The organism is Pseudomonas sp. 32A (assembly GCF_052682255.1).
On record NZ_JBQYLY010000001.1, the window covers coordinates 2,696,453 to 2,712,256 of the forward strand.

Sequence of the window (15,804 nt, forward strand, 5' to 3'; positions counted from 1 at the left end):
AGTGCTCAGGTCTATGGAAGTTACCCGAACGGATCGCCGGAGAAATCTTCAATGAGCAGTGTTGTTGCCATCGTCAAAAGCATTGTTGGCCAAGTTTTCGTCATTTCTCCAGAAGGAGTCAGACGTGTACTTGTCGAAGGCGACCGACTGTTCGCAGGGGATCAGGTAGACACCGGCCTCTCGGGCGCCGTTAGCCTGGAGCTGGCCGACGGCCGCACACTGGACCTGGGCCGTGAAACCCAGTGGAGCGCCGACACGCCGGACTCCAGCCTCGACCTGGCCCAAGCCACTGCCCAGGCCGCGCCGTCGGTTGCCGAGCTGCAGCAAGCCATCGCTGCCGGCGCCGACCCGACCACCGACCTGGAAGCTACCGCAGCAGGGCCGACTGCGGCCGGCACGGGCGCAGCGGGTGGCGGCCATAGTTTCGTGGTGCTGGATGCAACGGCGGCCAGCGTCGCGCCGACCATTGGCTTCCCAACAGCCGGCCTGGGTGTGACCACCTCGGCCCTGACCCAGAATACTGGCGGACAGCCGAACGACGCGGGCGGCCTGGTGCTGCAAGCCTCCACCCTGACCCTGGGCGCGACCCCGACCATCACCGAAGCGGGCGGCGTGCTGACCTACACCGCCACGGTGACGCAGGCGCCCACCAGCGACCTGAGCATCACCCTGTCCAATGGCGCGGTGATCACCATCCCGGCCGGCCAATTGACGGGCACCGTGAATGTGCCCCTGGCCCCCAACGACACCCCGTACATCGATGCAAGCCAGATCAGCGTCACCGTCACCGGCACCACCGGTGGCAACAACCTGGTGCTGACCACCGACCCCGCGCCGGCGGTGACCCAAATCACCGACACCGTCGACACCACCACTGTCACGCTGACAGCCGGCAATACCGTGACCGAAGGCGGTCAGATCACTTACACCGCTACCCTGACTAACCCCGCGCAGACACCGGTGACTGTCACTTTGAGCAATGGCTCGGTGATTACCATTGAAGCAGGGAAGTCTACGGGGACGGTTGTCGTCGATACGCCTGCCAATGATGTTTACAACAACGGTTCAACCATCAGCACCACGATTACCGGGGCTACCGGCGGTAACTTCGAGAACCTGGTGCCGGCGACTACGCCAGCGGTTACCACCATTACCGATTCGGTCGATACCACTACGGTCACGCTGACGGCCGGTGACACCGTCACCGAAGGCGGTCAGATTACTTACACCGCTACCTTGACCAACCCCGCGCAGACGCCGGTGACTGTCACTTTGAGCAATGGCTCGGTGATTACCATTGAAGCCGGAAAGTCCACCGGGACGGTTGTCGTCGATACGCCAGCCAACGATGTTTACAACAACGGTTCAACCATCAGCACCACGATTACCGGGGCTACCGGCGGTAACTTCGAGAACCTGGTGCCGGCGACTACGCCAGCGGTTACCACCATTACCGATTCGGTCGATACCACTACGGTCACGCTGACGGCCGGTGATACCGTCACCGAAGGCGGTCAGATTACATACACCGCTACCTTGACCAACCCCGCGCAGACACCGGTGACTGTCACTTTGAGCAATGGCTCGGTGATTACCATTGAAGCCGGGAAGTCCACCGGGACGGTTGTCGTCGATACGCCAGCCAATGATGTTTACAACAATGGTTCGACGGTTAGCACCACCATTACCGCGGCTACTGGCGGTAATTTTGAGAACCTGGTGCCGAGCACTACGCCAGCTGTGACGACGATCACCGACTCGGTTGATACCACGACGGTAACGCTGTCGACTAACGACACCGCGATCACTGAAGGTGGCCAGATCACTTACACCGCCACGCTTTCGAATGAAGCGCAGGTGCCGGTGACTGTGACGCTGTCCAACGGTCAGGTGATCACCATTGATGCAGGTAAAACCACCGGCACCGTGGTTTTCCAAACGCCGGTCAATGACGTCTACAACAACGGTTCGACCGTTAGTACCACGATCACCACCGCTACTGGCGGCAATCTCGAGAAGTTGGTTCCGGATAACACCAATCCGCCGACCACCGTCATTTCGGACTCGATCGACACCACCATCGTGACGCTGTCGACCACTGACACCGCCATTACCGAAGGTGGGCAGATTACCTACACCGCGACCTTGAGCAACGAAGCTCAAGCGCCGGTGACCGTGACGCTGTCTAACGGTCAGGTGATCACCATTGATGCCGGCAAAACTACCGGCACTGTGGTTTTCCAAACACCGGTTAACGACGTTTACAACAACGGTTCGACCGTTAGCACCACGATCACCACCGCCACTGGCGGTAACTTCGAGAAGTTGGTCCCGGATAACACCAATCCGCCGACCACCGTCATTTCGGACTCGATCGACACCACCACCGTGACGCTGTCGACCACTGACACCGCAATCACTGAAGGCGGTCAGATCACCTACACCGCGACCTTGAGCAACGAAGCTCAAGCGCCGGTGACTGTGACGCTGTCTAACGGTCAGGTGATCACCATTGATGCGGGTAAAACCACGGGCACCGTGGTTTTCCAAACGCCGGTCAATGACGTTTACAACAACGGTTCCACTGTTAGCACCACCATTACGACGGCTACTGGCGGCAACTTTGAGAAGTTAGTTCCGGACAATACAAATCCGCCGACCACTGTGATTTCGGATTCGATCGATACCACCACCGTAACTCTGTCGACCACTGACACCGCCATTACCGAAGGCGGTCAGATCACCTACACCGCGACCTTGAGCAACGAAGCTCAAGCGCCGGTGACCGTGACCCTGTCTAACGGTCAGGTGATCACTATTGATGCGGGTAAAACCACGGGCACCGTGGTTTTCCAAACGCCGGTTAATGACGTCTACAACAACGGTTCCACTGTTAGCACCACCATTACGACGGCTACTGGCGGCAACTTCGAGAAGCTGGTCCCGGATAACACGAATCCGCCGACCACCGTCATTTCGGATTCGATCGACACCACCACCGTGACGCTGTCGACCACTGACACCGCCATTACCGAAGGCGGTCAGATCACCTACACCGCGACCTTGAGCAACGAAGCTCAAGCGCCGGTGACCGTGACTCTGTCTAACGGCCAAGTTATTACCATTGATGCGGGTAAAACCACGGGCACTGTGGTTTTCCAGACTCCGGTCAACGACGTCTACAACAACGGTTCCACCGTTAGCACCACGATCACCACCGCCACTGGCGGCAATTTCGAGAAGCTGGTTCCGGACAATACAAATCCGCCGACCACTGTTATCTCGGATTCGATCGACACCACCACCGTGACTCTGTCGACCACTGACACCGCGATCACTGAAGGTGGCCAGATCACTTACACCGCCACGCTCTCGAATGAAGCGCAGGCGCCGGTGACTGTAACGCTGTCTAACGGTCAGGTGATCACCATTGATGCGGGCAAAACCACGGGTACCGTGGTTTTCCAAACGCCGGTCAATGACGTCTACAACAACGGTTCCACCGTTAGCACCACCATTACCACCGCGACTGGCGGCAATTTCGAGAAGCTGGTCCCGGACAATACTAATCCGCCGACCACCGTCATTTCGGATTCGATCGACACCACCACCGTGACGCTGTCGACCACTGACACCGCCATCACTGAAGGCGGTCAGATCACCTACACCGCCACGCTTTCGAATGAAGCGCAGGCGCCAGTGACCGTGACTCTGTCAAACGGCCAGGTCATCACCATTGATGCCGGTAAAACCACGGGCACTGTGGTTTTCCAGACTCCGGTCAACGATGTTTACAACAACGGCTCGACCGTTAGTACCACGATCACCACCGCTACTGGCGGCAACTTCGAGAAGCTGGTTCCGGATAACACTAATCCGCCGACCACCGTCATTTCGGACTCGATCGACACCACCACCGTGACGCTGTCGACCACTGACACCGCCATCACCGAAGGTGGGCAGATTACCTACACCGCGACCTTGAGCAACGAAGCTCAAGCGCCGGTGACCGTGACCCTGTCTAACGGCCAAGTTATTACCATTGATGCGGGTAAAACCACGGGCACCGTGGTTTTCCAAACGCCGGTCAACGATGTTTACAACAACGGTTCGACCGTTAGCACCACGATTACCACCGCTACTGGCGGTAATTTCGAGAAGCTGGTTCCGGATAACACCAATCCGCCGACCACCGTCATTTCGGATTCGATCGACACCACGACGGTAACGCTGTCGACTAATGACACCGCTATTACCGAAGGCGGCCAGATCACCTACACCGCCACGCTTTCGAATGAAGCGCAGGCGCCGGTGACCGTGACGCTGTCTAACGGCCAGGTGATCACCATTGATGCCGGCAAAACTACCGGCACTGTGGTTTTCCAAACACCGGTTAACGACGTTTACAACAACGGTTCGACCGTTAGCACCACCATCACCACCGCGACTGGCGGCAATTTCGAGAAGTTGGTCCCGGATAACACTAATCCGCCGAACACTGTGATTTCGGACTCGATCGATACCACCACCGTGACGCTGTCGACCACTGACACCGCCATCACCGAAGGTGGGCAGATTACCTACACCGCGACCTTGAGCAACGAAGCTCAAGCGCCGGTGACCGTGACCCTGTCTAACGGCCAGGTGATCACCATTGATGCGGGCAAAACCACGGGTACCGTGGTTTTCCAGACTCCGGTCAATGACGTTTACAACAACGGTTCGACCGTTAGCACCACGATTACCACCGCTACTGGCGGTAACTTCGAGAAACTGGTTCCGGACAACACCAATCCGCCGACCACCGTCATTTCGGACTCGATCGACACCACCACTGTGACGCTGTCGACCACTGACACTGCGATCACCGAAGGTGGCCAAATCACGTACACGGCAACGCTTTCGAATGAAGCGCAGGCGCCGGTGACCGTGACCCTATCTAACGGCCAGGTCATTACCATTGATGCAGGCAAAACCACGGGCACCGTGGTTTTCCAGACTCCGGTCAATGACGTTTACAACAACGGTTCGACCGTTAGCACCACGATTACCACCGCTACTGGCGGTAATTTCGAGAAGCTGGTTCCGGACAATACAAATCCTCCGACCACTGTGATTTCGGACTCGATCGACACCACCACCGTGACGCTGTCGACCACCGATACTGCGATCACCGAAGGTGGCCAGATCACTTACACCGCCACGCTCTCGAATGAAGCTCAAGCGCCGGTGACTGTGACCCTATCTAACGGCCAAGTTATTACCATTGATGCGGGTAAAACCACCGGCACCGTGGTTTTCCAAACGCCGGTCAACGACGTCTACAACAACGGTTCCACTGTTAGCACCACCATTACGACGGCTACTGGCGGCAACTTCGAGAAGCTGGTTCCGGACAATACAAATCCGCCGACCACCGTCATTTCGGATTCGATCGACACCACTACGGTGACGTTGTCGACCGACGACACTGCCATCACCGAAGGCGGTCAGATCACTTACACCGCCACGCTTTCGAATGAAGCGCAGGCGCCGGTGACCGTGACGCTGTCTAACGGCCAGGTGATCACCATTGATGCCGGCAAAACTACCGGCACTGTGGTTTTCCAAACACCGGTTAACGACGTTTACAACAACGGTTCCACCGTTAGCACCACCATCAGCACGGCCACTGGCGGCAACTTTGAGAAGTTGGTTCCGGACAACACCAATCCGCCGACCACTGTGATTTCGGACTCGATCGACACCACCACCGTGACGCTGTCGACCACCGACACTGCTATCACCGAAGGTGGGCAGATTACCTACACCGCGACCTTGAGCAACGAAGCTCAAGCGCCGGTGACCGTGACGCTGTCTAACGGCCAAGTTATTACCATTGATGCGGGTAAAACCACCGGCACCGTGGTTTTCCAAACGCCGGTTAATGACGTCTACAACAACGGTTCGACCGTTAGCACCACCATTACCACCGCGACTGGCGGCAATTTCGAGAAGCTGGTCCCGGACAATACTAATCCGCCGACCACCGTCATTTCGGATTCGATCGACACCACCACCGTGACGCTGTCGACCACTGACACCGCCATCACTGAAGGCGGTCAGATCACCTACACCGCCACGCTTTCGAATGAAGCGCAGGCGCCAGTGACCGTGACTCTGTCAAACGGCCAGGTCATCACCATTGATGCCGGTAAAACCACGGGCACTGTGGTTTTCCAGACTCCGGTCAACGATGTTTACAACAACGGCTCGACCGTTAGTACCACGATCACCACCGCTACTGGCGGCAATTTCGAGAAGTTGGTTCCGGACAACACCAATCCGCCGACCACCGTCATTTCGGACTCGATCGATACCACCACCGTGACGCTGTCGACCACTGACACCGCCATCACCGAAGGTGGGCAGATTACCTACACCGCGACCTTGAGCAACGAAGCTCAAGCGCCGGTTACCGTGACCCTGTCCAACGGCCAGGTGATCACTATCGATTCCGGTAAAACCACCGGCACCGTGGTCTTCCAGACTCCGGCTAACGACGTCTACAACAACGGCTCCACCGTCAGCACGACTATCACCACAGCCACTGGCGGCAACTTCGAGAAGCTGGTCCCAGATAACACGAATCCGCCGACCACCGTCATTTCGGATTCGATCGATACCACTACGGTGACGCTGTCGACCACTGACACCGCCATTACCGAAGGTGGCCAGATCACTTACACCGCCACGCTTTCGAATGAAGCGCAGGCGCCGGTGACCGTGACGCTGTCTAACGGTCAGGTGATCACCATTGATGCGGGTAAAACCACGGGCACCGTGGTTTTCCAAACGCCGGTCAATGATGTTTACAACAACGGTTCGACCGTTAGTACCACGATCACCACCGCCACTGGCGGTAACTTCGAGAAGTTGGTTCCGGATAACACTAATCCGCCGACCACCGTCATTTCGGATTCGATCGATACCACCACCGTGACCTTGTCGACTAACGACACTGCGATCACTGAAGGTGGCCAGATCACTTACACCGCCACGCTCTCGAATGAAGCGCAGGCGCCGGTGACCGTGACCCTGTCTAACGGTCAGGTGATCACCATTGATGCAGGCAAAACCACGGGCACCGTGGTTTTCCAGACTCCGGTCAACGACGTCTACAACAACGGTTCGACCGTTAGCACCACGATCACCACCGCCACTGGCGGCAACTTCGAGAAACTGGTTCCGGACAACACCAATCCGCCAACCACCGTCATTTCGGATTCGATCGACACCACCACTGTGACGCTGTCGACCACCGATACCGCCATCACCGAAGGCGGTCAGATCACTTACACCGCCACGCTTTCGAATGAAGCTCAAGCGCCGGTGACCGTGACCCTGTCTAACGGCCAGGTGATCACCATTGATGCGGGTAAAACCACGGGCACTGTGGTTTTCCAGACTCCGGTCAATGACGTTTACAACAACGGTTCCACCGTTAGCACCACGATTACCACCGCCACTGGCGGCAACTTCGAGAAACTGGTTCCGGACAACACCAATCCGCCAACCACCGTCATTTCGGATTCGATCGACACCACCACCGTGACGCTGTCGACCACCGATACTGCAATCACCGAAGGCGGTCAGATCACCTACACCGCAACCTTGAGCAACGAAGCTCAAGCGCCGGTGACCGTGACCCTATCTAACGGTCAGGTGATCACCATTGATGCGGGTAAAACCACGGGCACCGTGGTTTTCCAGACTCCGGTCAATGACGTTTACAACAACGGTTCCACCGTTAGCACCACGATTACAGCGGCTACTGGCGGCAACTTTGAGAAGTTAGTTCCGGACAATACAAATCCGCCGACCACCGTCATTTCGGATTCGATCGATACCACTACGGTGACGTTGTCGACCGACGACACTGCCATCACCGAAGGCGGTCAGATCACTTACACCGCCACGCTTTCGAATGAAGCGCAGGCGCCGGTGACCGTGACGCTGTCTAACGGTCAGGTGATCACCATTGATGCCGGCAAAACTACCGGCACTGTGGTTTTCCAAACACCGGTTAACGACGTTTACAACAACGGTTCCACCGTTAGCACCACCATCAGCACGGCCACTGGCGGCAACTTTGAGAAGTTGGTTCCGGACAACACCAATCCGCCGACCACTGTGATTTCGGACTCGATCGATACCACCACCGTAACTCTGTCGACCACTGACACCGCCATTACCGAAGGCGGTCAGATCACCTACACCGCAACCTTGAGCAACGAAGCTCAAGCGCCGGTGACCGTGACCCTGTTTAACGGTCAAGTTATTACCATTGATGCGGGTAAAACCACGGGCACCGTGGTTTTCCAAACGCCGGTTAATGACGTCTACAACAACGGTTCCACTGTTAGCACCACCATTACGACGGCTACTGGCGGCAACTTCGAGAAGCTGGTCCCGGACAACACCAATCCACCGACCACCACGATTACCGACTCGATCGACACCACCACCGTGACCTTGTCGACTAACGACACGGCGATCACCGAAGGCGGTCAGATCACCTACACCGCGACCTTGAGCAATGAAGCGCATGCGCCGGTGACCGTGACTCTGTCCAACGGCCAGGTGATCACTATCGACTCCGGTAAAACCACGGGTACCGTGGTTTTCCAGACTCCGGTCAACGACGTCTACAACAACGGTTCCACCGTCAGCACCACGATTACGGCGGCCACTGGCGGCAACTTCGAGAAGTTGGTTCCGGACAATACAAATCCGCCGACCACCACGATTACCGACTCGATCGACACCACCACCGCGACCTTGTCGACTAACGACACGGCGATCACCGAAGGCGGTCAGATCACCTACACCGCGACCTTGAGCAACGAGGCTCACGCGCCAGTGACCGTGACCCTGTCCAACGGCCAGGTGATCACCATCGATGCCGGTAAAACCACCGGTACCGTGGTTTTCCAAACCCCGGTCAATGACGTCTACAACAACGGTTCTACCGTTAGCACCACGATTACGACGGCTACTGGCGGCAACTTCGAGAAGCTGGTCCCGGATAACACGAATCCGCCGACCACTGTCATTTCGGATTCGATCGACACCACGACGGTAACGCTGTCGACTAATGACACCGCTATTACCGAAGGCGGTCAGATCACCTATACCGCGACCTTGAGCAACGAGGCTCACGCGCCAGTGACCGTGACCCTGTCCAACGGCCAGGTGATCACCATCGATGCGGGTAAAACCACGGGCACCGTGGTCTTCCAGACACCGGTCAACGATGTTTACAACAACGGCTCGACCGTTAGCACCACGATTACTGCGGCTACTGGCGGCAACTTTGAGAAGTTGGTTCCGGATAACACCAATCCGCCGACCACCACGATTACCGACTCGATCGACACCACCACCGTGACCTTGTCGACTAACGACACGGCGATCACTGAAGGCGGTCAGATTACCTACACCGCGACCTTGAGCAATGAAGCTCATGCGCCAGTGACCGTGACGCTGTCCAACGGCCAGGTGATTACCATCGATGCCGGTAAAACCACCGGTACCGTGGTTTTCCAAACCCCCGTCAACGATGTCTACAACAACGGTTCCACCGTTAGCACAACCATTACGACGGCTACTGGCGGTAACTTCGAGAAGCTGGTTCCGGACAACACCAATCCGCCGACCACCGTCATTTCGGACTCGATCGACACCACCACTGTGACGCTGTCGACCACTGACACTGCGATCACCGAAGGTGGCCAAATCACGTACACGGCAACGCTTTCGAATGAAGCGCATGCGCCGGTGAGCGTGACCCTGTCCAACGGACAGGTGATCACCATTGATGCTGGTAAAACCACCGGCACTGTGGTTTTCCAGACACCAGTCAACGACGTTTACAACAACGGTTCGACCGTTAGCACCACGATCACAGCCGCGACTGGCGGCAACTTCGAGAAGCTGGTTCCGGACAACACCAATCCGCCGGCCACCATCATTTCGGATTCGATCGACACCACTACGGTGACATTGTCGACCAAAGACACTGCGATTACCGAAGGCGGCCAGATCACCTACACCGCGACCTTGAGCAATGAAGCTCATGCGCCAGTGACCGTGACGCTGTCCAACGGCCAGGTGATTACCATCGATGCCGGTAAAACCACCGGTACCGTGGTTTTCCAGACACCAGTCAACGACGTTTACAACAACGCTTCGACCGTTAGCACCACGATCACAGCCGCGACTGGCGGCAACTTCGAGAAACTGGTTCCGGACAACACCAATCCGCCGGCCACCATCATTTCGGATTCGATCGACACCACTACGGTGACATTGTCGACCAAAGACACTGCGATTACCGAAGGCGGCCAGATCACCTACACCGCGACCTTGAGCAACGAAGCTCACGCCCCGGTCACCGTGACGCTATCCAACGGCCAGGTCATTACCATTGATGCAGGTAAAACCACCGGCACTGTGGTTTTCCAGACTCCGGTCAACGACGTCTACAACAACGGTTCCACCGTCAGCACCACGATTACGGCGGCTACTGGCGGTAACTTTGAGAAGTTGGTTCCGGATAACACTAATCCGCCGACCACCATCATTTCGGATTCGATCGACACCACTACTGTGACGCTGTCGACCACCGATACCGCGATCACCGAAGGCGGCCAGATCACCTACACCGCGACCTTGAGCAACGAAGCTCACGCGCCGGTAACCGTGACTCTGTCTAACGGACAGGTCATCACCATCGACGCAGGCAAAACCACCGGTACCGTGGTATTCCAAACACCAGCCAACGATGTTTACAACAACGGATCGACGGTCAGTACCACCATCAGCACCGCTACTGGCGGCAACTTCGAGAAACTGGTTCCGGATAACAGCCATCCAGCGGTGACCACCATCACCGACTCGATCGACACCACGACCGTTAAGTTGAGCACCACCGACACCGCCATTACCGAAGGCGGCCAGATCACCTACACCGCCACGCTTTCGAATGAAGCGCATGCGCCGGTCACCGTGACCCTGTCCAACGGCCAGGTGATTACCATTGATTCCGGCAAAACCACCGGCACTGTGGTTTTCCAAACGCCGGCCAACGACGTTTACAACAACGGTTCCACCGTCAGCACCACCATTACGACGGCTACTGGCGGCAACTTCGAGAAACTGGTTCCGGATAACAGCCATCCAGCGGTGACCACCATCACCGACTCGATCGACACCACGACCGTTAAGTTGAGCACCACTGACACCGCCATCACCGAAGGCGGCCAGATCACCTACACCGCCACGCTTTCGAATGAAGCGCATGCGCCGGTCACCGTGACCCTGTCCAACGGCCAGGTGATCACCATTGATTCCGGCAAAACCACCGGCACTGTGGTTTTCCAAACGCCAGCCAACGACGTTTACAACAACGGTTCCACCGTCAGCACCACCATTACGACGGCCACTGGCGGCAACTTCGAGAAGCTGGTTCCGGATAACAGCCATCCAGCGGTGACCACCATCACCGACTCGATCGACACCACGACCGTTAAGTTGAGCACCACTGACACCGCCATCACCGAAGGCGGCCAGATCACCTACACCGCCACGCTTTCGAATGAAGCGCATGCGCCGGTCACCGTGACCCTGTCCAACGGCCAGGTGATTACCATTGATTCCGGCAAAACCACCGGCACTGTGGTTTTCCAAACGCCGGCCAACGACGTTTACAACAACGGTTCCACCGTCAGCACCACCATTACGACGGCTACTGGCGGCAACTTCGAAAAATTGGTTCCGGATAACAGCCATCCAGCGGTGACCACCATCACCGACTCGATCGACACCACGACCGTTAAGTTGAGCACCACCGACACCGCCATTACTGAAGGCGGTCAGATCACCTACACCGCGACCTTGAGCAACGTCGCTCACGCCCCGGTCACCGTGACGCTGTCCAACGGCCAGGTGATCACTATCGATTCCGGCAAAACCACCGGCACCGTGGTCTTCCAGACTCCGGCTAACGACGTCTACAACAACGGCTCCACCGTCAGCACGACCATCACCACAGCCACTGGCGGCAACTTCGAGAAACTGGTCCCGGATAACACTAACCCGCCGACCACTGTCATTTCGGATTCGATCGACACCACCACCGTTACCCTGTCGACGGCCAACACCGCGATCACTGAAGGCGGCCAGATCACGTACACCGCGACTTTGAGCAACGTCGCTCACGCCCCGGTCACCGTGACCTTGTCCAACGGCCAGGTGATCACTATCGACTCCGGTAAAACCACCGGCACCGTGGTCTTCCAGACTCCGGCTAACGACGTCTACAACAACGGCTCCACCGTCAGCACCACCATTACGACGGCCACTGGCGGTAACTTCGAGAAACTGGTCCCGGATAACAGCCACCCAGCTGTCACCACCATCACCGACTCGATCGACACCACGACCGTCAAGTTGAGCACCACTGACACCGCCATTACTGAAGGCGGCCAGATCACCTACACCGCGACCTTGAGCAACGTCGCTCACGCCCCGGTGACCGTGACCTTGTCCAACGGCCAGGTGATCACTATCGATTCCGGTAAAACCACCGGCACTGTGGTCTTCCAGACACCAGCCAACGACGTCTACAACAACGGTTCCACCGTCAGCACGACGATCACCACAGCCACTGGCGGCAACTTCGAGAAACTGGTCCCGGATAACACCAACCCGCCGACCACTGTCATTTCGGATTCGATCGACACCACCACTGTGACGCTGTCGACGGCCAACACCGCGATCACTGAAGGCGGCCAGATCACCTACACCGCGACCTTGAGCAACGTCGCTCACGCCCCGGTGACCGTGACCTTGTCCAACGGCCAGGTGATCACTATCGATTCCGGCAAAACCACCGGTACCGTGGTCTTCCAGACGCCAGCCAACGACGTCTACAACAACAGCTCAACCGTCAGTACCACCATCACCACAGCCACTGGCGGCAACTTCGAGAAGCTGGTCCCGGATAATAGCCACCCAGCGGTCACCACCATCACCGACTCGATCGACACCACCACGATCAGCATCACTGGCGATGCTTCAGTGAATGAGGGCCAGACAGCCCACTACACCCTCACGCTGAGCAACCCGGCGGCCACTGACGTGACCGTCACGCTGAAATACAGCGGCACGGCCACCGACGGTTCGGACTTCAACGGCGTCTACACCGTGAAGATCCCGGCTGGCGCCAGCAGTGCAACCTTCAACGTGAACACCCTTGACGACAAGCTGACCGAACCTACCGAAACGCTGGTGATCACCATCGACAAGACCTCTGGTGGCAACTTCGAGAAGCTGGCGATCAGCGGCACCAATGGCAGCATCAGCACCAATATCATCGATAACGACGCCCCGCCGGTCATCGACCTGGACGCCAACAATTCCAGCGGCGCCACCGGTGCAGATTACAAGGTGACGTTCACCGAAGGCACCACCGGGCCGGGTGTGTCGATTGCTGACACCGACATCAAGATCACCGACCCGGACAGCACCATGCTGACCGGCGCCACCGTTACCCTGACCAACGCGCAAGTGGGCGACGCGTTGAACCTGGGCAATAGCGTCAACGGCATCACGATCAACTCCAACAACCAGACGGGCACCATCACCCTGACGCTGTCAGGCACCGCGACGCTGGCCGATTACATGACGCGGATCCAGAACATCACGTTCACCAACAACAGCCATGACCCGAGCACCACGCCGCGGATCATTACCGTGACGGTGACCGATGGCGGTAACTACTCCAACGTTGCCACTGCCACCGTCAACGTGGTGGCCGTCAACGATGCGCCGGTCGCTACCGGCAGCGCCGTCACGGGTACCGAAGACACGCCGCTGGCCCTGGCCTGGTCGAACTTCGGCGTGACTGACGTCGACTCGCCACAAGCGAGCCTCGGGGTGAAAATCACCGAGTTGCCGGTTGCCGGTAAATTGCAGTTCCTGGCAGCGGACGGGGTGACCTGGTCCAACGTGACCAGCGGCCAGACCTTTACCAAGGCCCAGATCGACGCCGGGCAATTGCGCTTTACGCCCAATGCCAACGAGTCCGGAACCGATGGTTACGGCGGTACTGGTATTGGCAATAAACAGGCCGACTATGCGCAGTTCAAGTTCCAGCCAACCGATGGCAAGGATCTGGGCACTGCCGCGACGGTGAAAGTCGATATCACCCCAGTGGCGGACGCGCCGAACCTGACGGTCGCGGATAACACCGTGAATTCCGTAGGCCTGACCAAGCAAAGCTGGAACAGCATTGCGAACCTGGGCACCAACGGCAACGGCGCTGCACCGGCAGACCTGAAAAACGCGATTGATAACGCCGGCACGCCGAACACCAGCACCACCGTGACCACTGTCGTGTCTGAAACGAACGTTGCGGGGGGCTCTGGCTCCAAGACTTCCGGCCTGATCTACATGGAAGCCGGGAAGAGCTACACCTTCAGCGGCACCGGCGATGACAGCCTGGTGATCAACGTTGGCGGCAAAGACGTAGCGAGCGCGCTGTGGGGCACCAACAGCGGCAAGTTCAGCGGTTCGATCACCCCGACCGTCAGCGGCTACTACAGCATCGAGATCTACCACGCCAACCAGTCCGGACCTGGCAGCTATAACGTCAACGTGCAAATCGGCAACGGTGCGGTCCAGCCCCTGAACACCAGCGGCATACCGCTCTACACCGGCGTCAGCGACCTGATCAATGCCGGCGTGACCGTGTCCGACCTGCATGGCAGCAACGGCGACGGTTACTACACCGGCTACAAGCTCAACGAAGGCCTGGAGAATGGCTCGGTGCACCTGTCCAAGGTCACCACCAGCCTGACCGATACTGACGGCTCGGAAAGCCTGAGCGTGAAGATCAGCGGGATCCCGGCAGGTTCGGTACTCACCGATGGTGCCGGGCATACCTATAGCGCCGGCGCGAGCACCGGTGAAGTGAACGTAACGGGCTGGGACTTGAGCACCCTGACCATCAAGCCACCGACCTACTACAGCGGCCAGTTCAACCTGACGGTGACCTCGACCTCGACTGAAAGCCTGGGCGGCTCGGCCGTTACCACCGCGCAGTTGCCGGTCACGGTTTACCCGGCGAACTACAACTCGATCACCGCGACGTCGGGCAGCGACAACATCACCGGCACCGATGCCAATGACATTGTGGTCGCGGACATCGGTGGCCTGAACGTGGTGCAAGGCAAGAACTACAACATCGCGTTCATGGTCGACAGCTCCGGCAGCATGAGCACCGACTCGGTCAACGCGGCCAAGGCGTCGCTGACCTCGGTGTTCAGCTCACTGAAAAACAGCCTCGGCGCCAACACATCGGGCACCGTGAATATCTTCGTGGCGGACTTCGATACCCAGGTCAATAAATCGGTGGCGATTAACCTGAACGATCCAAATGCGCTGGCGATACTCAAGGGCGTGCTGGATTCGATGGTCTCCGGTGGCGGCACCAACTATGAAGACGTGTTCAAGGCCACCGCCAACTTCTTCCAGAGCAACCTGGCGACCGGCAATACCGGCGCGACCAACCTGACTTACTTCATCACTGATGGCCAGCCGACGTACTTCCAGAACGGCGAACAGACCAACCCGGTGGTCGCCGACTTCTACAACTACTTTGCCACCGATGGCCGGCTGGATGACTACATCAACACCAACAACTATCAGTTGGGCAACGCGTTCTCGATCACCGTCGGCAGCAGCAAGCTGCAACTGATC

The 15,804-nt window shown here is 57.8% G+C and carries 2 pseudogenes; both read left to right on the forward strand.

From position 1 onward, the window contains the following. Nucleotides 1-51: 51 nt before the first annotated feature. Nucleotides 52-426 (forward strand): annotated as a pseudogene (locus tag ACUN0G_RS12300) (retention module-containing protein); the annotation flags it as partial. A 129-nt stretch (nt 427-555) separates the two neighbouring features. Beyond that, a pseudogene (locus tag ACUN0G_RS12305) lies at nt 556-15,769 on the forward strand (immunoglobulin-like domain-containing protein); the annotation flags it as partial. Nucleotides 15,770-15,804 lie beyond the last annotated feature (35 nt).